The 22,255-nt window shown below is 65.7% G+C and carries 23 protein-coding genes; 8 read left to right on the top strand and 15 right to left on the bottom strand.

Going from position 1 to position 22,255, the window contains the following annotated elements; all coding sequences use genetic code 11:
* Positions 1 to 6: 6 nt before the first annotated feature.
* Both ACQR0Z_RS11130 and ACQR0Z_RS11125 read right to left on the bottom strand, forming a co-directional pair.
* On the bottom strand, positions 7 to 423 hold the full coding sequence (locus ACQR0Z_RS11130) for a MucR family transcriptional regulator (protein WP_434861033.1): 417 nt from the start codon (positions 421 to 423) through the stop codon (positions 7 to 9).
* A gap of 242 nt (positions 424 to 665) precedes the next feature.
* Positions 666 to 1,628: a hypothetical protein gene (locus ACQR0Z_RS11125; protein WP_434878356.1), complete on the bottom strand. Its 963-nt coding sequence runs from the start codon at positions 1,626 to 1,628 to the stop codon at positions 666 to 668.
* A 444-nt stretch (positions 1,629 to 2,072) separates the two neighbouring features.
* Between ACQR0Z_RS11125 and ACQR0Z_RS11120 the strand changes: the two genes are divergently transcribed.
* The gene (locus ACQR0Z_RS11120) at positions 2,073 to 3,725 is read left to right on the top strand and encodes a glycosyltransferase family 39 protein (RefSeq protein WP_434861031.1); all 1,653 of its coding nucleotides are present in this window, start codon (positions 2,073 to 2,075) and stop codon (positions 3,723 to 3,725) included.
* An 83-nt stretch (positions 3,726 to 3,808) separates the two neighbouring features.
* On the opposite strand, the gene ACQR0Z_RS11115 is transcribed toward ACQR0Z_RS11120, so the two are convergent.
* A complete protein-coding gene (locus tag ACQR0Z_RS11115) occupies positions 3,809 to 5,200 on the bottom strand; it encodes an NAD-dependent succinate-semialdehyde dehydrogenase (protein ID WP_434861030.1) in 1,392 nt (463 codons plus the stop codon).
* 317 nt (positions 5,201 to 5,517) lie between these two features.
* On the opposite strand from ACQR0Z_RS11115, the gene ACQR0Z_RS11110 reads away from it, so the two are divergent.
* On the top strand, positions 5,518 to 6,297 hold the full coding sequence (locus ACQR0Z_RS11110) for a class II aldolase/adducin family protein (protein ID WP_434861029.1): 780 nt from the start codon (positions 5,518 to 5,520) through the stop codon (positions 6,295 to 6,297).
* A gap of 104 nt (positions 6,298 to 6,401) precedes the next feature.
* Here the strand turns inward: ACQR0Z_RS11110 and ACQR0Z_RS11105 are convergent, their stop codons facing one another.
* From ACQR0Z_RS11105 to groES, 6 genes are all read right to left on the bottom strand, one after another.
* Entirely contained in the window at positions 6,402 to 6,872 is a 471-nt protein-coding gene (locus tag ACQR0Z_RS11105; protein WP_434918600.1) for a hypothetical protein, read from the bottom strand.
* A 149-nt stretch (positions 6,873 to 7,021) separates the two neighbouring features.
* Positions 7,022 to 7,564: a hypothetical protein gene (locus tag ACQR0Z_RS11100; protein ID WP_434918599.1), complete on the bottom strand. Its 543-nt coding sequence runs from the start codon at positions 7,562 to 7,564 to the stop codon at positions 7,022 to 7,024.
* A 90-nt stretch (positions 7,565 to 7,654) separates the two neighbouring features.
* Positions 7,655 to 8,104 (bottom strand): Hsp20 family protein, encoded by a 450-nt coding sequence (locus ACQR0Z_RS11095; RefSeq protein ID WP_434918598.1) that lies wholly within the window; start codon positions 8,102 to 8,104, stop codon positions 7,655 to 7,657.
* Positions 8,105 to 8,324: 220 nt separating this feature from the next.
* Positions 8,325 to 8,555, bottom strand: coding sequence for a hypothetical protein (locus ACQR0Z_RS11090; RefSeq protein ID WP_434861025.1), 231 nt, complete (start codon positions 8,553 to 8,555; stop codon positions 8,325 to 8,327).
* Between the two features lie 265 nt (positions 8,556 to 8,820).
* Complete coding sequence (gene groL, locus ACQR0Z_RS11085) at positions 8,821 to 10,440, bottom strand: chaperonin GroEL (RefSeq protein ID WP_434918597.1); 1,620 nt, start codon at positions 10,438 to 10,440, stop codon at positions 8,821 to 8,823.
* A gap of 41 nt (positions 10,441 to 10,481) precedes the next feature.
* The gene (gene groES, locus ACQR0Z_RS11080; RefSeq protein WP_012043173.1) at positions 10,482 to 10,796 is read right to left on the bottom strand and encodes a co-chaperone GroES; all 315 of its coding nucleotides are present in this window, start codon (positions 10,794 to 10,796) and stop codon (positions 10,482 to 10,484) included.
* 220 nt (positions 10,797 to 11,016) lie between these two features.
* On the opposite strand from groES, the gene ACQR0Z_RS11075 reads away from it, so the two are divergent.
* Both ACQR0Z_RS11075 and ACQR0Z_RS11070 read left to right on the top strand, forming a co-directional pair.
* Positions 11,017 to 12,114 (top strand): trypsin-like peptidase domain-containing protein, encoded by a 1,098-nt coding sequence (locus ACQR0Z_RS11075; protein WP_434918596.1) that lies wholly within the window; start codon positions 11,017 to 11,019, stop codon positions 12,112 to 12,114.
* Positions 12,115 to 12,265: 151 nt separating this feature from the next.
* Positions 12,266 to 13,483 (top strand): diguanylate cyclase domain-containing protein, encoded by a 1,218-nt coding sequence (locus ACQR0Z_RS11070; RefSeq protein ID WP_434918595.1) that lies wholly within the window; start codon positions 12,266 to 12,268, stop codon positions 13,481 to 13,483.
* A 7-nt stretch (positions 13,484 to 13,490) separates the two neighbouring features.
* Here ACQR0Z_RS11070 and ACQR0Z_RS11065 read toward each other — a convergent pair whose 3' ends face one another.
* The 6 genes from ACQR0Z_RS11065 to ACQR0Z_RS11040 form a co-directional block, all read right to left on the bottom strand.
* Positions 13,491 to 14,237 (bottom strand): SDR family oxidoreductase, encoded by a 747-nt coding sequence (locus ACQR0Z_RS11065; RefSeq protein ID WP_434918594.1) that lies wholly within the window; start codon positions 14,235 to 14,237, stop codon positions 13,491 to 13,493.
* Between the two features lie 26 nt (positions 14,238 to 14,263).
* Positions 14,264 to 15,100, bottom strand: coding sequence for an alpha/beta fold hydrolase (locus tag ACQR0Z_RS11060; RefSeq protein WP_434918593.1), 837 nt, complete (start codon positions 15,098 to 15,100; stop codon positions 14,264 to 14,266).
* A 123-nt stretch (positions 15,101 to 15,223) separates the two neighbouring features.
* Positions 15,224 to 16,171: a helix-turn-helix transcriptional regulator gene (locus tag ACQR0Z_RS11055; RefSeq protein WP_434918592.1), complete on the bottom strand. Its 948-nt coding sequence runs from the start codon at positions 16,169 to 16,171 to the stop codon at positions 15,224 to 15,226.
* 115 nt (positions 16,172 to 16,286) lie between these two features.
* Positions 16,287 to 17,690: a M20/M25/M40 family metallo-hydrolase gene (locus ACQR0Z_RS11050; protein ID WP_434918591.1), complete on the bottom strand. Its 1,404-nt coding sequence runs from the start codon at positions 17,688 to 17,690 to the stop codon at positions 16,287 to 16,289.
* A 109-nt stretch (positions 17,691 to 17,799) separates the two neighbouring features.
* On the bottom strand, positions 17,800 to 19,404 hold the full coding sequence (locus tag ACQR0Z_RS11045; RefSeq protein WP_434918590.1) for a helicase HerA-like domain-containing protein: 1,605 nt from the start codon (positions 19,402 to 19,404) through the stop codon (positions 17,800 to 17,802).
* A 206-nt stretch (positions 19,405 to 19,610) separates the two neighbouring features.
* Entirely contained in the window at positions 19,611 to 20,015 is a 405-nt protein-coding gene (locus tag ACQR0Z_RS11040) for a hypothetical protein (RefSeq protein WP_434918589.1), read from the bottom strand.
* Here ACQR0Z_RS11040 and ACQR0Z_RS11035 point away from each other — a divergent pair.
* From ACQR0Z_RS11035 to folK, 4 genes are all read left to right on the top strand, one after another.
* The gene (locus ACQR0Z_RS11035) at positions 20,014 to 20,421 is read left to right on the top strand and encodes a DUF4332 domain-containing protein (RefSeq protein ID WP_434878369.1); all 408 of its coding nucleotides are present in this window, start codon (positions 20,014 to 20,016) and stop codon (positions 20,419 to 20,421) included. The two genes, ACQR0Z_RS11040 and ACQR0Z_RS11035, sit on opposite strands and share 2 nt — an antisense overlap.
* Before the next feature lie 79 nt (positions 20,422 to 20,500).
* Positions 20,501 to 21,358: a dihydropteroate synthase gene (folP, locus tag ACQR0Z_RS11030; RefSeq protein WP_434918588.1), complete on the top strand. Its 858-nt coding sequence runs from the start codon at positions 20,501 to 20,503 to the stop codon at positions 21,356 to 21,358.
* Positions 21,355 to 21,723 (top strand): dihydroneopterin aldolase, encoded by a 369-nt coding sequence (gene folB, locus ACQR0Z_RS11025; RefSeq protein WP_434861013.1) that lies wholly within the window; start codon positions 21,355 to 21,357, stop codon positions 21,721 to 21,723. The genes folP and folB overlap by 4 nt, the downstream gene beginning before the upstream one ends.
* A gap of 4 nt (positions 21,724 to 21,727) precedes the next feature.
* Positions 21,728 to 22,219 (top strand): 2-amino-4-hydroxy-6-hydroxymethyldihydropteridine diphosphokinase, encoded by a 492-nt coding sequence (gene folK / locus ACQR0Z_RS11020; RefSeq protein ID WP_434918587.1) that lies wholly within the window; start codon positions 21,728 to 21,730, stop codon positions 22,217 to 22,219.
* The last annotated feature ends 36 nt before the right edge of the window (positions 22,220 to 22,255 follow it).

Here is a 22,255-nt window from a genome sequence, read left to right as displayed (position 1 = left end):
GCGAAACTACTTTTCGCGTTCGGGACGCTGCTGGCCGAGGCCCATCTTCTTGGCGAGCTGCGAACGCGTCACCGCGTAGTTCGGCGCCACCATCGGATAGTCCGCCGGCAGGTTCCATTTGTCGCGGTACTGCTCGGGGGTCATGTTGTACTGCGTGCGCAGATGCCGCCGCAGCGACTTGAAGCGCTTGCCGTCCTCGAGACACACCAGATAGTCCGGGTGGATCGACTTCTTCACCGGTACCGCAGGCCTTGCCGGTTCTGGCGCCGGCTCGCTGCGCCCGGCCGCCACGCGGGTCAGCGCGGCGTGCACCTGGCTGATCAGCGACGGAATTTCCGCTGCCGGGGTCGGATTGTTGCTGAGATAGGCCGAGACGATGTCGGCCGTCAGATCGATAAAGCTTTTGCCGGCGCCGTCTGTCATCGCAATCTCACCCCCGCTCCCACCCGTTGCCGCTGATGGCAATTGCCACCCCGCCCAGGGTCACCCCCAATGATGACCCGCCAAGTATCACTTGCGCGGAGTGACGGCGTTGTTCAGCGATTCTGCAACCAATATGGGCGAATGACTGGCAAAATGACAAGATAGTGAGGACTTCTTCTTGGGAAGTCTGTCACCATCCAAGTAATGTGTCCTGTATGCAAGAGGGGATCAACCCGGGCGTGTCAGGAGCGGCCTTCGAGGTGAGTGCGCAGCTCGTCGATCGAAGCGAAGCGCATCATGCCCTCGGGCATCTGCGCCTCGATCGAGCCGTCCGAATAGAGTGAGTAGGCCATCCCGTCCACGACGCCCGACTTGATGATGCTGACGGCCGGCGCGTCCAGATCCTGCGGCTCGGGTGGCGGAGGTGGCGCCGGCTCTGGCTCGACGAAGGCCGGCGCGGCGCGGGCCAGCCGCCGCGGGAAAGGCGGACGCGACGGCTCCGCGCTGCGCGTTCGCTCCGGTCGCGACCAGCTGTCCTGGAAAGGCGGGCTTGGTTCAGCAGCAGCCGGCTCCTCCGGCGGAAGCGACGGCGGTTCATTCAGCGGCGGCGATCGGAAATCCGTCGGCATCGGCTCGGCACCGCGCCGTTCCGCCCGTTCGCGCTCTCGCTCGCGGCGAGACGACGAGGCGAACAGCAGGTTGCGCCTCGGCCGCTCGGCAGGCTCCGCGGCCGCCTCGCCCGCCGGTTCGGTTTCGGCGGCACGCAGGGTGGCGGACAGCGGCGGCGGCGGAGACGCAGGCGGTGACGACAGCGGCGACGACGCCAGTCCCGAGGACAAGGGTGACGACAGGTCGGGCATGCGGGGACGAGGCCGGGGCGAGCCCCCTTCCCGCCAGACGTCCTCGCTCGGAAGCACCGGGGGCGGGTCGAGGTCGTCGGCCTTGGTGCCGGCGCCGGGAAGCTGCAGAGGCCGCGAGTCGGCATCCGATGCAAGGCGCTGCTGCCGCAGGCGGGCAGAGATGATCTTCAGTTCGCCGAGGACAGCCGCCATCGCAAACAGGATCAGTCCGCTGCACACGCCAAGAGTCCCGGACAGGATCAGCGTGCTGCCGACGCTGAACTCCTTGAACGGGATTCCATAGGCGATCGCCCCGAGCCCGGCCAACACGGCGAGCGCACCAGCGACCAACATAGCACTCATCATTCGAACCTATCCCCTAATGCGCCGGTTCCGGACCGGGTCCCGACCGAAATCACATTAGATAGCCTGCGGTTGCACGCGCCCCTGAATCCGGTTTCTAGTCCAAATCCGCGACAATTTGCAGCAGAAGTTCGACCAAGAGCCTCGGGCCCTGTTCGGCACCCAACTGCGCCCGCCACGGTTTCGCCATATTACACCCTTGCCAACCATCGGCATTCATTGAAGTTCCCCCGGGTTTTCCCTGTCTCCGTGGTTCAGCGGGCGTTCATTTGGCTGTGCCAGTATGGCGCGAAGCAGCCGGAATTCGGGTCTTCGCTGCACTGCGATGGAAGCGTGAAGCTCAACTTTCCAACACCTCGGGAACCGGGACGCGCTATACGCAGGCGGGGAACACAGGCCTGAAGCGCGGAAGCGGGGTCGTTAGGGGACGCCGGGTCACTATCAGCCATGACAACGATAACCACTTCGGTCCTCGAGACGCCCACGCGGCGGTCGCTCGAGCGGACCTATGACGATCTCGCGATGCTCGTGCTCGCCGCAGTCGCGGTGGTGGCCGGGCTGACCTTCCGCGATTATGGCCTCGGCTGGGACGACTACACCCATGCCGAATATGCCGATCTGTTGCTGCGCATGTATGGTTCCGGGTTCAGGGACCAGGCGGCGCTGTCGTTCGCCAATCTCTATATGTACGGCGGCGGCTTCGACATGGTTGCAGCGCTGCTGCACAAGATCCTGCCGCTGGAATTGTTCGAGACCCGCCGGCTGGTCGGCGCCATCGTCGGCCTGATCGGCCTTGGCGTGACCTGGCGGCTGGCGCGCCGCATCGGTGGCCCGGTCGCCGGCCTTGCCGCCCTGCTGCTGCTGGCGCTCTGCCCGATCTTCTACGGCCACATGTTCATGAACCCGAAGGACGCCCCCTTCGCGGTCGCCATGGTCGTGCTGCTGATGGGCCTCGTGCGTCTCGCCGAGGAGTATCCCTACCCCTCGCCGCGCACCATCCTGATCCTCGGCCTGGGCGCTGGCTTCGCGATCGGCTCGCGCATCCTGGGCGGCATGGCCGTGGTCTACGCCATGGTCGGCTTCATGCCGCTGTTCCTGGAGGAATACCGTACCCAGGGGCCGCGTGAGGCGGTCCGCCGCTTCGCCCATTTGCTCTATGTGCTGATCCCGGGCCTGATCCTGGGCTACCTGATCATGGGGCTGATCTGGCCGTGGTCGATCCTCGAACCGGCCAATCCGTTCCGCGCTCTGACCTACTTCTCGCACTTCTTCGAGAAGCCGTGGAAGGAGATGTTCGACGGCGCGCTGGTGTCGGTGCCGGACATGCCCTGGTCGTATCTGCCGACCCTGTTCGCGCTGCAGCTGCCCGAGCTGATGATCGCGCTGTTCGTCGCCGGCGCCGTCGCCTCGATCATGTCGCTGTCGCGGCCGGACATGCCGGCCCGCCAGAAGAGCATCCTGCTGATGCTCACGCTCGCGGCGACGCTGCCGATCCTGATCGCGATCGTCAAACGCCCGGCGCTGTACAACGGCATTCGCCACTTCGTGTTCGTGATCCCGCCGATGGCGCTGCTCGGCGGCGTCGCGTTCTCCTGGCTGCTGTCCTGGCTCAACAATGACGAGCGCCGCAGCTGGCAGCCGGTGGCGATCGCCGCCTTCTGCTTCGGATTGCTGCTGCCGCTGGCGGAGATGATCCGGCTGCATCCCTACCAGTACACGCATTTCAACTTCATCGCCGGCACCGTGCGCGAGGCCGACACGCGTTTCATGCTCGACTATTGGGGCCTGGCGCTGAAGCAGGCCTCGGACGGGCTCAAGGAGCAGCTCGACGAGCGCCAGGAGGTGCCGCCGATCGGGCACAAATGGAAGGTCGCGGTGTGCGGCCCGCAGCGCCCCGCCCAGGTCGCGCTCGGCCCCGATTTCACGATCGGCTGGGACAGCCACGCGGCCGACTTCGCCATGACGCTCGGCGAGTTCTACTGCAAGGGACTGACCGCCCCGGTGATGGTCGAGATCAAGCGCGACGACGTCGTGTTCGCCCGGGTCTACGACATCCGCGGCCGCAGCATCTCCAGCCTGCTGTCGATCCCGGCGCCCTAGCCCACAGACGAAAATGATCAGGCGACCGCCCCGATGACGGACGATCGCCTTGGTTGGCCGTCTTGCTTCAGACCACGCACCGCTCAGAAGTGCGCATCGATGTCGACGACGCCGATCAGCTTCTGGTTGACGAACTCCTTGAGACCCAGCCCGATCAACTCGCGGCCATAACCCGATCGCCGGATGCCACCAAACGGCAGATCGGCCTCGACCTTGGTCGGATGGTTCACGAACACCATGCCTGTCGAGATCCGCTTGGCGAGCTCGGCGCCATGGGCCGGATTGCCGGTGAACACGGACCCGCCGAGCCCGAACGGCGAATCATTGGCGATGCGGACCGCATCATCCTCGTCCTTCGCCCGGAACAGCATCGACACCGGGCCGAAGAACTCCCAATGACGCGCCGGATTGTCCGCAGCGACGTCCGTGAGGATCGTCGGCTGCACGAACGCACCGCGATTTGGCACCGGCGGACCGACCTCCTCGGCCGTGGCGCCGAACTGAACGGCGGCCCTGATCTTTTCCTTCACCTCGTCGGCAGCGCCCTGCGAGGACAGCGGCGCCAGCGTCGTCCTCGGATCGAACGGATCGCCCGCCACCAGGCCAGCGACACCCTGGCGATACCTGCCGAGAAAATCGTCGTAGATCGGATCGACCAGGATCATGCGCTTGGACGAGACGCAGACCTGGCCGCCATTCCAGTGGCGTCCGAAAACGGCCCATCGCGTGGTCTTCTCGAGGTCGGCATCCGCGAGCACGATGAAGGCGTCGGCGCCGCCGAGCTCCATGGTCGATTTCTTCAGGGCCTTGCCGGCCTGCGCGGCAACCACCGCGCCCGCACCCTCCGAGCCCGTCAGCGCCACGCCGTGAACCCTGTCGTCATTGAGAATGAGCTCGACCTGCGATCGGCTGGCATAGAGGTTCTGGAACGCGCCGCGCGGCAACCCGGCCTCGGCCATCAGCTTCTCGAACGCAGCCGCCGATTGCGGGACGTTCGAGGCATGCTTCAGAAGCAGCGTGTTGCCGGCCGACAGCTGCGGCGCCAGGATGCGCGCGATCTGATAATAGGGAAAGTTCCACGGCTCGATCGCCAGGAGAACCCCGAGCGGCTCACAGACCAGGACGGCCTCGCCTTCGGCCGGATCGAGCACCGGGAGCTTCTCCGGGGCCAGCAGCGCCTCGGCATGGCGCGTGTAGTATTCGAGGATCTTCGCCGACAGCTCGACCTCTGCCTTGGCTTCGCCGAACAGCTTGCCCATTTCCAGCGTCAGCAGCCGCGCATAGGCCTCGCTGTCGCGGCGCAGGATGTCTGCCGCGGCCTGCAATATCCGGCCGCGCTCGGCGAACGACGTCTGCCGCCAGGCGAGAAACGCCTCGTGCGCGGCGCTGATCGCCGCGCGCACCTCATCATCGGTCGCATCCGGAAATGAGGCGAGTGTTTCCCCCGTATAGGGATTGATGGTCTGGTAGGTCATGGTCGTTCTCCGTGGCGCCCTCGCCCGCTACACATGCGTGCTGCGGCGGACGCCCGCGGGAGCCCCCGGAAGCCACGGCATGAGCATGTCCGGCCTACCTAGCTGTGCAGAAATTATGCATCTTGATGGGCATCAACAGGAGCGTCCCCCTAACGCGACCGTGATGATGGAGCGCCGGTCCGGGCCGGCGGCAGCATGCCCCGTCATGCAGAGGCAAACGGCCGCGAAGCGCGCATGGCGGCCCTCTGGCTACGCGACTTGCCGGAGTCACTCGGGCCGCCTAGGCTTCGACGATGATTTCGAGAGCGGGAAATGCCATGTCGCCAGCCGAAGCGCGCCTGAAGGAAGTGCCCTCCAACATGACGGAAGCGGAGTGGTCGCAGCGGGTCAACCTCGCCGCCGCCTATCGCCTGGTGGCGATGTTCGGCTGGGATGATCTGGTCGACACTCACATCTCGGCCCGCGTGCCCGGCCCGGAGCATCACTTTCTGATCAACCCCTACGGCCTGCTGTTCGAGGAAATCACGGCGTCCAGCCTGATCAAGGTCGACCTTTACGGCAACCAGCTCTCCGAGAGCGAATACAGCATCAACCCCGCCGGCTTCACCATTCATTCGGCGATCCACGAGGTACGCGAGGACGCCGGCTGCGTGATCCATCTGCACACGCTCGACGGCGTCGCGGTGTCGAGCTGCGCCGACGGGTTGCTGCCGCTGAACCAGATCGCGCAATACGTCACCCACGACCTCGCCTATCACGACTATGAAGGCGTGGCGCTGGACCATGACGAGCGCCCGCGGCTGCAGCGCGATCTCGGCACCAAGAACCACATGCTGCTGCGCAATCATGGCACGCTGACCGTCGGCCGCTCGGTCGCCTCCGCGTTCGAGCGCATGTACCACCTCGAACGCGCCTGCTCGATCCAGGTGCGCACCCGCACCCTGGGGCCTGCGGCCTATCCGGTGCGCGAGGAGGTCGTCGACAAGAACGCCAAGCTGTTCGACAACGAGGATCGGATCGAGCTCCGCTCCAACAAGCTGGTCTGGCCGCCGCTGCTGCGCCGGCTCGACCGGGTCAACCCAGGCTACCGGAATTGATTTTCGCGGGGTGATGGGCTATCAACGCGCCATCACCCTCTACGCTATCTTGAGTGAAACGCCGTCCAATTCCGGGCGGCGTTTTTGCGTCCGGGGTCCTGGCATCAGTCGGCGCTGCATTCGATCTTGCCCTGCACCTCCCGCCGGGTGCCCGCCTTGTCGTCCGGCAGAGTGGCGATGAGTTGGTATTGTCCGCGATACGGCGCATCGTCGCCACGGGCACGACGGGTCTTGATGATCAGGACCAGCTCGGGCGAAGGCTCCTTGCCCTCCTTCATCCAGCTCACGGCGAGCCTGATCTCCCGATCGTCAGACCAGGACTGGGTCAGATGCCCGGCCTCGAAGCTGACCCGGCGGACGGCCTGCGGCATCCAGGACATCTTGAACTCGGCTTCGCCGCCGAACCCGCTGATCCCGCTGCCGATCGAACGTCCGGCCGAGCCGTGCAATTCGACGTCGATGGCCTTGTCCTTGGCGTAGCAGATCACCGTGCTGCTGGCGCGTGCCGACACGGTCGCAGCAAAGACAAGCGTCGCAGCAAGGGCGATGCTCACGCCCCGTCCAGTCACGGCCATTCCAAACATCCTCGAGGCTCGATTGCACACTGTGCATTGGTCGTCGGATGGCGGCGTCCGGTTTGACGGACAATCAGGCAGCGCCAGACGACAAACGCCGCCCTGACAGGGCGGCGCTCATGTCCTCGTGGACGTCCTGCAGGCTGCGCTCACACCAGGCTCGCGCGCGAGGCCTCCGGCCAATCCCCGGCCGAGCCGGCGCCTTGCAGTTCGGCCGCCAGCCGCCGCTCGACGAACCGGCGCTCATGATCGGCGAGCTTGGTCGCAAGCAACCGGCGATAACGCCGCACATTGGCTTCGCGGGAAAACCGCAGACGGGCGGCCGGCCGCATCCGGGCGGCTGACGCGCCGGGCGCATGCTCACCCGCAGCGCCGTCAGCCTCGACATCGACCCGCGGCACGATGCGCATGGCCGCCCCGCCGCGCGGGCGTGGCGGCTGATCCTCGCGGTCCAGCTGACGCAGCGCGCCGAGAATGTCGGACAGGCGGAGCGGATGGACGAGCCCTGGAATCTTGCGCAGGCCGGGCTGCGACTCCACGGCGTACATGTCCGACGCCCAGGACGACAGGATCAGCCGCTTCTCGGCCCTGGACAGCTTCACGTCGTTGATCAGGTCGGCCGGAGATTCGTAATGCGAGACCGGATGGAAACCGGCTCCGGCTGCGGTAATCGAAACACGATGCTCGCTCATGGCGTCTCTCCTCCTCAACTCCTTTCACAAGAGACTGATGGCATCGCGACGCGGGCGACAAGGCGTCCCCGCGTCGCAGGCCAAAACGCGTCAGGCCGCCTTCTGCTGCGCGATCTGCTCCACCTGTGCGGTGCCGATGGCGATGCGGCGCGGCTTCATGGCCTCGGGGATTTCGCGCACCAGCTCGATCCGCAGCAGGCCGTTGTCGAAGGTCGCTGACGTCACCTGCACGTAGTCGGCGAGGTTGAACAGCCGCTTGAACGGACGCGACGAAATGCCCTGGTAGAGGTACTCGCGGCCCTCCTTGTCGGCCTTGCGCCCCTCCACGGTCAGCACGTTGTGCTCGGCAGTGATGCTGAGCTCATCCGGCGCAAATCCGGCAAGCGCCAGCGAGATCTGATAGCGGTCGTCGCCGAGCCGCTCGATGTTGTACGGGGGATAGTTGTCCTCGACGGCGCGCTGCGTCTCGTCGAGCATGTCGAACAGGCGGTCGAAGCCGATCGTCGAACGCCACAGCGGGGTGAAGTCGTAGGTCCTCATAGCCAAGTCCTCCTGGGAGCAAGATGGATACAAGGAGCGCCGAGCCGATGCAGGACGAACTGTGTTGTCCAGACACCCGGTCAGCGCCCAGATCGTCAACCGGGCCCGGACGGCACCCGGCGCCGCCGGAGCGGCGACAAACGAATTAGAAAATTCAGTGCGGGATTCAAGAGGGCTCGTGCGGATTTTTTGTCGCGATTTCTCGCGGCGCAAAAGCGTGTCAGGCGGCGACGGCGGACAACCGCTGCAACCGCATCGTCGCCTCGCGGAGCACGCTGACGAGGCGGTCGCGCTCGCGCTGATCGATGTCGCCGCGCGACAGCACCGCCTGGCAATGCGCCACCACGCGCTGCTCGCTCTCGATCAGGAAGCGGGTCAGACGCCGGGGATCCCCCATGCTCATGACCGCGGTGGGGTTGGGCGGCGGATGATCGTACTGCCACGCTGGCATGATCGGCCCTGCGAGCTCTTGCTGCCTGCGCTGCTGATGAGACCGGGGCGGCGCGGCAGCGCGCAACCACACCTCCCGTCGACCGTCGGCCCGCCCGGCCGCGGCAGCGATTGTGGCCGGTTCTGGACGGATTGCGGTCGTGACAGGGATTGATAGCTGCGCGTTGTGGCCGATCCACGACCAGCGCTGCGGCAATGAGTTGTTTGTCCGGATTTATTTGTTGCCGGGGCGGGCCGGCGGCCTGCCGTCCGCCCCGGCGTCACGATCAGTAGTCCATCGCCGGGGCAGCGGCGGGTTCGGCCTTCTTCGGCTTGTCGGCCACCAGCGCCTCCGTGGTGATCAGGAGCGAGGCGACCGAGGCCGCATCCTGCAGCGCGGTGCGAACCACCTTGGCCGGGTCGATCACGCCGGCCTGCACCAGATCCTGGTACTCGCCGGTCGCGGCGTTGAAGCCCCAGCTATAGGTATCCTTCTCCAGCAGCTTGCCGACCACCAGCGAGCCGTCGTCGCCGGCATTCTGCACGATCTGCCGCACCGGCACCTGGATCGCGCGCCGGATGATGTCGACGCCGGCCTTCTGGTCGGCGTTGGCGGTCCTGACGCCGTCGAGCACCTTGGTGGCGCGCAGGAGCGCTACGCCGCCGCCGGGCAGGATGCCCTCCTCCACCGCGGCGCGGGTGGCGTGCAGCGCGTCGTCGACGCGGTCCTTGCGCTCCTTGACCTCGACCTCGGTGGCGCCGCCGACCCGGATCACCGCGACGCCGCCGGCGAGCTTGGCCAGCCGCTCCTGCAGCTTCTCGCGGTCGTAGTCGGAGGTGGTCTCCTCGATCTGCAGCCTGATCTGCTGCGTCCGCGCCTCGATGTCCTTCCGCGCGCCGGCGCCGTCGACGATCGTGGTGTTCTCCTTGTCGATCACGACCTTCTTGGCGCGGCCGAGCATCGACAAGGTCACGTTCTCCAGCTTGATGCCGAGATCCTCTGAGATCGTGGTGCCGCCGGTGAGGATCGCGATGTCCTCCAGCATCGCCTTGCGGCGATCGCCGAAGCCCGGCGCCTTGACGGCCGCGATCTTCAGGCCGCCACGCAGCTTGTTGACGACGAGCGTGGCCAGCGCCTCGCCCTCGACGTCCTCGGCGACGACCAAGAGCGGCTTGCCGGACTGTACGACGGCTTCGAGCAGCGGCAGCATGGTCTGCAGGCCCGACAGCTTCTTCTCGTGGATCAGGATGTAGGGATCCTCGAGCTCGACCCGCATCTTCTCGGAGTTGGTGACGAAATACGGCGAGACATAGCCGCGGTCGAACTGCATGCCCTCGACCACTTCGAGCTCGGTGTCGAGGCTCTTGGCCTCCTCCACCGTGATCACGCCCTCATTGCCGACCTTCTGCATGGCCTCGGCGAGGAAGCGGCCGATCTCGCTGTCACCATTGGCAGAGATGGTGCCGACCTGCGCGATCTCGTCATTGCTGGTGATCTTCTTGGCGTGCGCCTTGAGATCTTTCACGATCGCGTCGACCGCCAGATCGATGCCGCGCTTGAGATCCATCGGGTTCATGCCGGCGGCGACCGACTTCGCGCCTTCCTTGACGATGGCCTGGGCGAGCACGGTGGCGGTGGTGGTGCCGTCGCCGGCGAGATCGGCGGTCTTCGAGGCCACTTCGCGCACCATCTGCGCGCCCATGTTCTCGAACTTGTCCTCCAGCTCGATCTCCTTGGCGACCGTTACGCCGTCCTTGGTGATGCGCGGCGCGCCGAACGATTTCTCGATCACGACGTTGCGGCCCTTGGGACCGAGCGTGACCTTCACGGCATTGGCGAGGATGTCGACGCCGCGCAGCATGCGGTCGCGGGCGTCGGTGGAAAACTTCACGTCCTTGGCAGCCATGTTCATCGTCTCCTTTCTCTAATGACTGTCAGTTCTGAGGATTAAGCGGCCTTCTTCGCCGCGACGGGGGCGTCGATGATGCCGAGCAGGTCGCTCTCCTTCATGATCAGGAGATCCTTGCCGTCGATCTTCACCTCGGTGCCCGACCATTTGCCGAACAGCACGCGGTCGCCGGGCTTGACGTCGAGCGGCACGAGTTGCCCCTGCTCATTCCGCGCGCCAGGGCCCGCGGCGACGATCTCGCCCTCCTGCGGCTTCTCCTTGGCGGTGTCGGGAATGATGATGCCGCCCTTGGTCTTCTCCTCGGCATCGATGCGGCGCACGAGCACGCGGTCGTGCAATGGACGGAAATGCATGCACATCCTCCTTCACAAGATCAGCGATGTCATAAGCCCCGGGTCCCATGAGGCCCCCGGGCGAGCAACGACCTAGGAAAGCCGAGATTTTCGTTCAAGAGGGTCACGAAAAATTTTTGGCACTCGGCGGGAACGATTGCCAGGACGGCTTGACCGCGGCTGCCGTCCTGACCAGTTCTACGGGCGCCAAAAACCGTCCCCTTCCGTCGAGGAAAAAACGATGCAGCTTCTGCGTTGTGTCCGGCCTTTGGTCCTGCTGCCGGCGATCGTGCTCTCCCTCCTGACAGCCCCTGCCCTCGCCCAGATCCCCGACCTTAAGCTCGGCCGAGTGCCGACGCTCGCGCCGCTGGTCAAGGAGGTGACGCCCGCCGTCGTCAACATCTCGGTCGAAGGCAAGGTCCGGCAGGACAATCCGCTGTACCAGGACCCGCTGTTCCGCGACTTCTTCGACGTGCCCAAACAGGTCGAGAAGCAGATCAGCGCCACCGGCTCCGGCGTCATCGTCGATGCGGCAAGGGGCTATGTGATGACGGCCAATCATGTCGTCGAGCACGTCACGACCGCGCAGATCCGCACCAAGGACGGCCGCAAATTCTCCGCCCGCCTGGTCGGCCGCGATCCCGCCACCGACATCGCGCTGCTGCAGATCAGGGACCCGAACGAGCTGAAGGCGATCGCGCTCGGCGACAGCGACGCGCTCGAGGTCGGCGACTTCGTGATCGCGGTCGGCAATCCCTTCGGCCTCGGACAGACCGTCACCTCCGGCCTCGTCAGCGCGCTCGGCCGCACCGGCCTCGGCAAGCAGGGCTATGAGGATTTCATCCAGACCGATGCCGCGATCAATCCCGGCAATTCCGGCGGCGCGCTGATCAACCTGCGCGGCGAACTGGTCGGCATCAACACCGCGATCATCTCGCCGGGCGGCGGCAATGTCGGCATCGGCTTCGCCGTGCCGATCAACATGGCGCGGCGGGTGATGGAGCAGCTGGTCGCCAATGGCCGGGTCGATCGCGGCCGCATCGGCGTCACCCTACTCGACCTAGACTCGCCCGCCGACGGCCGGGTGATCGGCGCGCGCGTTGCCGATGTGGCGGCAGGCTCCCCGGCCGAGCGCGCCGGCCTGCGCAAGGGCGACGTCATCGTGAAAGCCAACGACATGCCGGTGCGCAGCGCCACGCAGGTTCGCAATCTCATCGGGCTCACGCCGGTCGGCCAGCGCGTCCGTCTCGTGTTCGAGCGCGACCGCGCACTCGGCAATGCGACGGTCGAAGTTGCTCCCGTCGCAGAGGAGCGCGCGCGGGTGCGGACGTCGGGCTGAGGGGCCATTTTCAACCTTCAGTCCCCGGCGGAGACGAACACGACGTGTAGTAAATTTTTACCGCACATCAAGCATGGAACGAGACGCGGATACCTCCCTAAACGGCTGTTAAGTGCTGCCGCGCTTAGTGCGCCCGGGTGGAGGGTGTGCAATGCGGACTGATGGGCTGGCGTTCAGTTTGCCACGCTGGCGCGTGACGCGGTGGCTGGCGGATCCGGGACATGAGGTGTCCGCGGACATCCGCCTCGCCTTGACCGGCGAGCTCTACGGCTGCTGGTCGGTGTTTGCCGGCGGCGCCATCAACACGGTGGCCGTCGCCGCGGCGCTCGCGCTGCGCACGCCGACCTCCCTTTTCATCACCTGGTTCTTGCTCGAAGTCGCGATCTGCCTGTCACGCCTGATCGTGATGATCATAGCCTACCGCCGCGCGCGCCGGCAGCTCTCGACCCCGACCGACATCCACATCCTGCTCGCGGTCGCCTGGAGCGCCAGCGTCGGCTTCGGTGTCGGCATCAGCCTCGCGTCCGGCGACTGGATCGCCGCGTCGCTCACCTGCATCTCCTCGGCGGCCATGGTCGGCGGCATCTGCTTCCGCAATTTCAGCGCGCCGCGCCTGGTCGGCACGATGATCCTGTGCAGCATCGGCCCGGTCATCCCCGGCGTCGCCACCTCGCACGAGCCGCTGCTGTTCGCGATGTATCTGCAGATGCCGGTCTATTTCCTCGCCATGACCGGCGCGGCGTTTCGCCTGAACAAGATGCTGGTCGCGGTCATGCATGCCAAGAGCGAGAGCGACGAGCGCGCCCGGCTCGATCCGCTGACCGGATTGAACAATCGCGCCGGCCTGATCGACGCGCTGCAGCGCCGGCTCGCCAGCAAGCACCATGACGGCCCGGGATTCGCCGTCCTCTATCTCGATCTCGACGGCTTCAAGCCCGTCAACGACACCTTCGGCCACGCCGCCGGCGACGAGCTCCTGATGATCGTCGGCCGGACGCTCAGGGAGATCGTCGCGCCGTCCGACGTCATCGCCCGGATCGGCGGCGATGAGTTCGTCGTGCTCTCCACCGATCCCGCGCTCGATCAAGCACTGGCGCTCGGCGATCGCATCATCGAGGTGATGACCACGCCCTTCATCCTTCCGAACGGCGCCCAGGTTCATGTCGGCATGAGCATCGGCATCGCCGCGGCGCCCGACCACGGCACCGATCCGGAGTCGCTGCTGTTTGCGGCTGACGCCGCGCTGTATGAAGCCAAGGCGAGCGGCAAATCGTGCTGGAGATTGGCCTCGGCAGAGGCCAATCTCGCAGCGCTGCGCAAGGTCACGGGCGACCAGCTCACGACGAGGCCGGTCGTGACGGCGGCCTGATTTCGGCCTAGGCGGCCGAGGCGAGCCAGCTGTCGAAATCGATCGCGCCCAGCCGGGCCTGCCCGAGCGGCGTCAGTGACTGGTCATCGATCAGAGCGCCGAAGTAGCCGGCCTTGGGATCGGCCACCACCTCCCGTCCATCGCCCGCAGCCCGCAGGCGTCGCGAGACGAAGCTGGCAAAGGGCTGCTTGTCGGGACCGGCAATGTCGATCGTGGCATTCAGCGGCGCCCGCAACACCACGTCGGCAAGCGCGGCCGCGACATCATCGGCCGCGATCGGCTGGAACATTGCCGCGGGCACGACGACCTTCCCGTCGACCGCGCCCGCATCGGCGATGCCGCGGACGAACTCGAAGAACTGCGTCGCCCGCACGATCGTATACGGCAGGCCCGAGGTCTTGATCACCTGCTCCTGCGCGACCTTGGCTTGGAAATAAGCGAGGTCGGTCATTCTGTCGGTGCCGACGATCGACAGCGCGACATGGTGCTTGACGCCGGCGGCCTTGCCCGCGGTGACCAAGTTGCGGCTCGAACGCTCGAAGAAGTCGAGCACGGCAGCCGGGCTGAAATCCGGCGCATTCGAGACGTCGACGACCACGTCCGCGCCTTCCAGCGCGCGGCCGAGACCCTCGCCCGTGACGCTGTTCACGCCGGACTTCGGTGACGCCGGCACCGCGTCATGACCTCGCGCGGCAAGCCGCGCCACCAGCTTCGATCCGATCAGCCCCGTGCCACCGATAACGACGATCTTCATGGCTTCGCCTCCTATGAGTTCGAGTGTCATGCCCGCACGAAGGCAAGCAGGTCCGGATTGATCACCTCGTGATGGGTGGTGCACATGCCGTGGGGAAACGTCTCGTAGATCTTGAGCCTGCCGCGCTTCAGAAGCTTGACCGACAGCCGCGCGGACGCATCGATCGGCACGATCTGATCGTCGTCGCCGTGCATCACCAAGGTGGGCACGTCGATGGTCGACAGATCGTCGCTGAAGTCGGTTTCGGAGAACGCCTTGATCCCGTCGTGGTGAGCCTTGGCGCCGCCCATCATGCCCTGGCGCCACCAGTTATGGATGACGCTGTCCGACCGCGTCGCGCCCGGCCGGTTGAAGCTGTAGAACGGGCCGGAGGGAAACTCGGTGTAGAACTGCGTCCGGTTGTCGGCGAGCGCCTTGCGCAATCCGTCGAACACCTCGATCGGCAATCCCCCGGGATTGCCAGGGGTCTTGACCATGATCGGCGGCACCGCCCCGATCAGCACGAGCTTGGATACACGCCCCTGCGGCTGGCCATGACGCGCGACATAGCGCGTCGCCTCGCCGCCGCCGGTCGAATGACCGATATGGACGGCGTCGCGCAAATCCAGGTGCTCGACCACGGCAGCCGCGTCGGCCGCATAATGGTCCATGTCGTGTCCGTCGCTGACCTGCGCCGAGCGCCCATGACCGCGGCGGTCGATCCCGATCACGCGATAGCCGTTCGCGAGGAAGAACAGCATCTGATTGTCCCAATCGTCGGAGGACAGCGGCCAGCCGTGATGGAACACGATCGGCTGCGCCGTCTTCGGTCCACAATCCTTGAAAAAAATGTCGACGCCGTCGTTGGTCGTCACATAGGCCATCGTCGCTCTCCTGCACTGATCAGCGGGGCGCCCGACAATGGGCGCGGCGACGGTATTTTTGCCTGGGCGGAGCTTCGGCTCTTGCTTCGGACCGGCTCGGATTGTCGAAAACCGGCGTAACGGTCAGTGAGCGTCCTGCACGGAGGCGCGTCTGATCGCCGCACGTCCGTTCGACCGCCGCCAGCGGTCCGGACTGAGGCCGACCAGCTTCGTGAACGTCCGGGTGAAGTGGCTCTGGTCGGCGAAGCCCACCTCGAGTGCGATCATTCCCAGAGTGAGCTCGCCCTGCAAAAGCAGATCGCGGGACCGCGCGACCCGACGCTGCAACAACCATTGATGCGGAGCGACACCGACCGACTTCTTGAAGGCCCGCGCGAAGTAGCTCGGCGACAGGTCGAACTCCGAAGCGATGTCCTGAAGCAGGATGTTGCCGGAGAGCCTGGCCTCGATCAGATCGCAGGCACGGCGCACCTGCCAGGCGGCCAACCCGCCCGGCAACAGCGGCGCCGGTTCGCCGCAGCCACCATATGTTCGCACCACATGGGCAGCGATCGTCATCGACAAATGATCGACAAACAGCCGGTTGGCCTCATCAGGCCGTCCCAACGCCTCGCTCATCGCATGGCTGAGATGGCGCATGGTCGGGTCGTCGACGCCCACCGCCGGCTCGTAGGACAGTTCGCCGACGGATGCCATGAACATCTCGCGGGCCGTGACGTCGATGACCTCGCGTGACAGACGATAGAAGATCGAATGAAACGGCTTGTCGATGACGTAACAGGGCGCCCGCTTCATGTCGTAGAGATAGGTGCCGCCGGCGAAGATGTCCTTCTTGGCTACCGCGCGCCCGTTCTCCCAGCATTCGCATTCGGGATAGTCGCGAAACTTGACGCTGACCATGTAGGCATCGTCAGACGGAAGCGGATCTGACAGGCCCTTCTGCGGGTTGTCCGACCGGCATTCTGCGGACTCCAGCGCGCTGTCGGCGAACGCCCGAGTGACGAGCGTCGGCGCCTGTTCGAGCCGCAGACCCGCCTTCAATCGCTTGCCAAAAATCTCGCTTTCGGCCATGGCGCCTTTCCTGCCGACCAGGGTTGTATGGTACCCTGATCGGGCGGGAAAGGAGGAGCCCCGTTGTCGCAGCGGCCGCATGTCGGAGACGCGGGCCGCTGGAGTTCCATGACGGCTATCGCGGCATCTCCGCGAGCGCGGCGAGGATGCGGGCCCAGGAGCGGATGCCCTTGTGGTAGCTCTTGAGGTCGTACTTCTCGTTCGGCGAATGGATGTTGTCGTCGTCGAGACCGAAACCGACCAGCAGCGAGTCCAGGCCGAGCGTCTTCTTGAAGTCGGTGACGATCGGGATCGAGGCGCCCGAGCCCATCAGGATGGTCTCCTTGCCCCATTCCTCGGTCAGCGCCTGCTTGGCGGCGGCGAGCGGCTTCATGGTCCAGTCGAGCGCGATCGCGGCCCCCGCCGAATGGTCGCCGAACTCGACCGAGCAGTCGCCGGGAATGCGCGCCGAGACGTAGTCGCGGAACGCCTTGCGAATCCTGAGCGGGTCCTGGCCCTCGACGAGGCGGAACGAGACCTTGGCATGCGCCAGCGACGGGATCACCGTCTTGGAGCCCTCGCCGATATAGCCGCCCCAGATGCCGTTGATGTCGCAGGTCGGGCGTGAGGAGATTTGCTCGATCAGCAGGCGATCCTTTTCGCCGGCCGGGATCGACAGCCCGATCGGCTTGAGGAAACTCTCCGGCGTCAGGTTCAGCTTCTTCCACTGCTCCAGCACGTCCGGCGGCACGTCCTTCACGCCGTCATAGAAGCCGGGGATGGTGATGCGGCCGTCGGCATCGAACAGTCCGCCGAGCACCTCGGTCAGCACGCGGATCGGATTGCGCGCGCCGCCGCCGAACACGCCCGAATGCAGGTCGCGATTGGCAGCCTTGATCTTGATCTCTTCATAAAGAAGACCGCGCAGCGAGGTCGTGATCGCGGGCGTGTTCGGGTCCCACATGCCGGTGTCGCAGACCAGCGCGAAGTCGGCCTTGAACTCGTCCTTGTTCTGTTCGAGGAACGGCACGAAGTTCTTCGAGCCGACCTCCTCCTCGCCCTCGATCACCACGGTGACGTCGAGCGGCAGCGAACCCGTCACCTTCTTCCAGGCCCGGCAGGCCTCGACGAAGGTCATCAGCTGGCCCTTGTCGTCCTCGGCGCCGCGCGCGACGATGATCTTGCGGCCGTCGGCGTGGTCAGTGACCACGGGCTCGAACGGCGGCCGGTGCCACAGGTCGAGCGGATCGACCGGCTGCACGTCGTAATGGCCATAGAACAGCACATGCGGCTTGGCCGCGCCGTGGCCGTTGCTCTTGCCGACCACAGCCGGATGGCCGGCGGTCGGCCGCACCTCGGTGGCGAAGCCGAGCGTCGTGAGATCCTTGGCGAGATGATCGGCCGCCGCCTTGCAATCCTCAGCGAAGGCCGGATCGGCCGAGATCGACTTGATGCGGATCAGCTGGAACAGCCGGTCCAGGCTGTTGTCGAAATCAGCATCGATGTGATCGAGAACGGATTGAAGCTGCGCATTGGCCATGGCCAAGAGATCCCTTCGCAATTGACGCGTGTCGGCTTGCTTTTAGCCCCGTTGCGCGGTCCGGACCAGCGTGATGCCGCGAGCATCACGCTGGCGATGACAGCATGGCTCAGCGCCGCAGCAACCCGCCGAGCGCGCCGCGCACGAGACTGCGGCCGATCGAGCTGCCCAGCGAACCACCGACCTGCTTGCCGAGATCGGCGGCGATGCCGCCGACGACCTTGTCGGTCACCTGGCGCGCGACGTTGCGGGCAATCACCTGCGTGGTCGAGAGCTGGCCACGCTTGACGTTGGTGCCGAAGATCGTCGCCGCGAGATTGCCGATCGTGCCGAGCACGCCGGACGAGCCTTCCGTGGTCGCCGCCTTTCCGGCGATCCGCTGCTGCAGGAGTTCGTAGGCTGACTCCGCATCGATCTCGGTGTCGTATTTCCCCTTCACCGGACTTGCCGCGATGACCGCCTTGCGCTCCTCCGCCGTGACCGGCCCGATCCGCGCCGACGGCGGCCGGATCAGCACGCGTTCCACCATCGACGGCGTGCCGTTGCCTTCCAGGAACGAGACCAGCGCCTCGCCCTTGCCGAGCTCGGTAATCACCTTGGCGGTGTCGAGCTTCGGGTTGGGACGGAACGTATCGGCGGCGGCTGCCACCGCCTTCTGGTCGCGCGGCGTGAACGCGCGCAGCGCATGCTGCACGCGGTTGCCCAACTGTCCGAGCACGCGATCGGGGACGTCGAGCGGGTTCTGCGTCACGAAATACACGCCGACGCCCTTGGAGCGAATGAGACGCACCACCTGCTCGATCTTGTCCATCAGCGCCTTCGGCGCGTCATTGAACAACAGATGCGCCTCGTCGAAGAAGAACACCAGCTTCGGCTTGGCGACGTCGCCGACCTCCGGCAGTTCCTCGAACAGCTCGGACAGCATCCACAACAGGAAGGTCGCGTAGAGCCGCGGGTTCTGCAGCAGCTTGTCGGCGACGAGGATGTTGATCATGCCGCGGCCGTCGCGGTCGGTCTTCATGAAGTCCGTCAAGGTCAGCGCCGGCTCGCCGAAGAACTTGGTGCCGCCCTGGTTCTCCAGCACGAGCAGCTGGCGCTGGATGGTGCCGACGGTGGCGCGGGTGACATTGCCGAACGACTGCGCAGCCTTCCGGATCGGCGCCAGCGGATCGGCCTCCGCATCCGCGCCCTTCTTGGTGTCGGGAATGATCGCGTCGAGCAGCGCGCGCAGATCCTTCATGTCGATCAGCGCGAGCCCGTTCTCATCCGCGACACGAAACGCAACGTTGAGCACGCCTTCCTGGACATCGTTGAGGTCGAGCATCCGCGCGAGCAGCAGCGGTCCCATCTCGGTGACGGTGGCGCGCACCGGATGCCCCTGCTCGCCGAACACATCCCAAAATACCGTCGAGAACTGATCGGGCTGATAGGTCAGGCCGAGCTCGCCCGCGCGCTTGACGATGAAGTCCTTGGCTTCCCCGGTCTGGGAGATGCCGGACAGGTCTCCCTTGATGTCGGAGGCAAAGACCGGAACGCCTGCGCGCGCAAACCCTTCGGCCATGACCTGCAGCGACACGGTCTTGCCGGTGCCGGTCGCACCGGTGACTAATCCGTGGCGATTGGCGAGCGCGAGCGTCAACCAGGCCGGCTGCTCGCCGGCACCCACGAGAATTTTTTCGTCGGTATCAGCCAGAGATTTTCCGGATGGTGCCATGTTGATCCATCTTTCCAGAGTGCTTGTTTCGCATCGCACGGCGGCGGGGCGTCTCGTGCGGTAACATACTTTAGTTTCGCAGGTTGGAACCAGCGTCAGGGTGCCTCACCTCTTCGCAACGAGCGCGCATTGTTGAGCGATGGTGCTGCGCGGCGCGCACATTTGGCCGGTCGATTCAACATTCGGTCTTGCATCGTTGCAACAGTTCATCGTCGATCGCGAATCGATTCGCGAGCGAGGCTGGGTCGTCGCTTGTAATTCACGGATCGTCCGATCAAGATGAATTCAGCGAGAGGACATCCGGTCTTGGGGGATCGGATGAAGACGGGGTTCACATGAACGAGTTGATTGAGCCGCTGGCCAGAATGGCCGGCTTCGATGGAGTCGTGGCTGAATTCATCGGTATCGAGCCTGACCTCCGCCGCAACGACCGACAGCCGCGACTGGCGCCGCCTTCCCTGCCCGATGAACTCTTCGACCTCGACCGCAACCGGACCGACGCGGATCAGACGGCGCGATCCCGACAGGCTCACCCGGCCTGAGCCGGCCGCCTTGAGGTCCCTCACAGGGGCCACATCACCTGAAGCACCTTCGCGCGCGCCGAGTATCATGACATATCCAATCACCGAACTCGAAGGCATGACGACGTTCTATGCCTCCAAGCTGAAAACATTGGGCATCCGGACGACCGACGCCTTTCTCGAAGCCGCCCGTACCGTGAAGGGACGCAAATCTCTCGCCGCCAAGACCGGTATCAGTGAGCAGCAACTGCTCGACTGGGCGAATGCCGCCGACTACATGCGCATCCCCGGCATGGGCAAGGCCAAGGTCTGCCTGGTCCGCGCAGCCGGCGTCACCACGGTGCGTGAACTGGCACACCGCAACCCGGCCCGACTGGCGCAGAACATCAAGGAAGTGAATACCAAGCGGAAGCTGGTTCGCATCCTGCCGTCGGAGAAATCGGTCGGCCGGCTGATCGAAAAAGCGCGGCAGTTGGAGCCGAAGATCAGCTATTGACGGACAGGCTCGCCGCTTCGTGCGGCTTCGGCGGTGCAACGTCTTGACTCGCCCGTGGCAACCGCGCAAAGCGGCGCCCATGAGCGCCGTTCTGCCCTCTTCCGCCCCGGACCTCGCGTCGAGCCACCCGCTGCTGCGGACGTGGCTGGCCCGTCCTTTTGCCGCGGTCATGGGCATCCTCAACGTGACACCGGATTCCTTCTCCGACGGCGGCCATTTCGATGTGCCGGAACGCGCGCTGGCGCAAGCCACACGGATGATCGCGGCGGGCGCCGACATCATCGACATAGGCGCCGAGTCGAGCCGGCCCTACAAGGGCGCGGAGCCGGTCACGGCCGACGCGGAACTGGCGCGCCTGAAACCGATCCTGCCTGCAATCGTGGCACTGGGGGTCCCCGTGTCGATCGACAGCATGAAGGCCAGCGTCGCCGCCTACGCGCTCGAGCAGGGCGCTCAGATTGCCAACGACGTCTGGGGCCTGCAGCGCGATCCCGCCATGGCCGAGATCGTCGCGGCCCACGGGGCTCCGGTGGTGGTGATGCACAATCGCGCCGAAGTCGATCCTGAGATCGACATCGTCGACGACATGGTCCGCTTCTTCGCGCGTTCGCTGGACATCGCCGCGAAGGCCGGCATTCCCGCAGGGAATATCGTGCTCGATCCCGGCATCGGCTTCGGCAAGACCGCGCCGCAGAGCATGACGGCGCTGGCACGCCTCGACGAATTCAAGCGTTTCGGACTGCCGATCTTGGTCGGCGCGTCACGCAAGCGCTTCATCAGCACCGTCGTGGCCTCGGAGCCGCAGGAACGGCTGGGCGGATCGATCGCGGCGCATCTGATCGCGGCCCAGCGCGCGGCTGCGATCATCCGGGCGCATGACGTCGCCGAGACGGTTCAGGCCGTGCGCGTGGCAGCGGCAATCGAGGCACAGAGATGACCGATACCATTTTCATCAAAGGCGTCCTCATTCACGCCCGTCACGGCGTGATGGAGCATGAGAGCGAGGTCGGCCAGCGCTTCGTCATCGATCTCGAGCTCTATACGGACCTCTCAGATTCCTCGCGCAGCGACCGGCTCGCGGACACGGTGTCCTACTCCGATGTGGTCGAGACGGCGACGGCCGCGTTCAAGGACGTCAACTACCGGCTGCTCGAACGCGCCGCGGGCGCGGTGGCCGACGCGATCCTCGCGACCTTCGCCCGCATTCGCGCGGTCAAGGTCACCGTGCACAAGCCGCACGCGCCGATCGCCGCGATCTTCGAGGATGTCGGCGTGGTGCTGACGCGCTCGCGCCATCCGTGATCCCATGGCCAGCGCGCTGATCGCTCTCGGCGGCAATGTCGGCGATGTCAGGTCGACCTTCCGGCACGCCATTCCCGAGATCATCACGCGCGCCCAGGCCACGCTCGCCTCGCGTTCGGCCGACTACATCACACCGCCCTGGGGCGAGGAGCAGCAGCCGCCCTTCATCAATGCCTGCGTCGCGATCGAGACCGCCATCGCGCCTCGCGCGCTTCTCTCCGTCCTGCACGAGGTCGAGCGGATGTTCGGCCGCAATCGCGCACAGGAGACACGATGGGGGCCGCGCACGCTCGATCTCGACCTGATCGCCTATGACGATGTGAGCCTCGATACGCCCGATCTCACGCTGCCGCATCCGCGGCTGTTCGAACGCGGCTTCGTGCTGGTGCCGCTGGCGGAGATCGCCGGGGATCGCCGGATCTCCGGCCGCCGGGTCGACGAGGCGCTGCGGGCGGTTTCGCGCGACGGAATCCGGCCGCTGCCCTCAGCCGAATAGCTGACATTCCCGGCCAAACAACCGTTTGGCTTCGCG

Source organism: Bradyrhizobium sp. HKCCYLS3077, assembly GCF_051167555.1.
In the GTDB taxonomy this organism is placed as follows: Bacteria; Pseudomonadota; Alphaproteobacteria; order Rhizobiales; family Xanthobacteraceae; genus Bradyrhizobium.
This window is presented reverse-complemented; position numbering and strand designations above follow the sequence as displayed.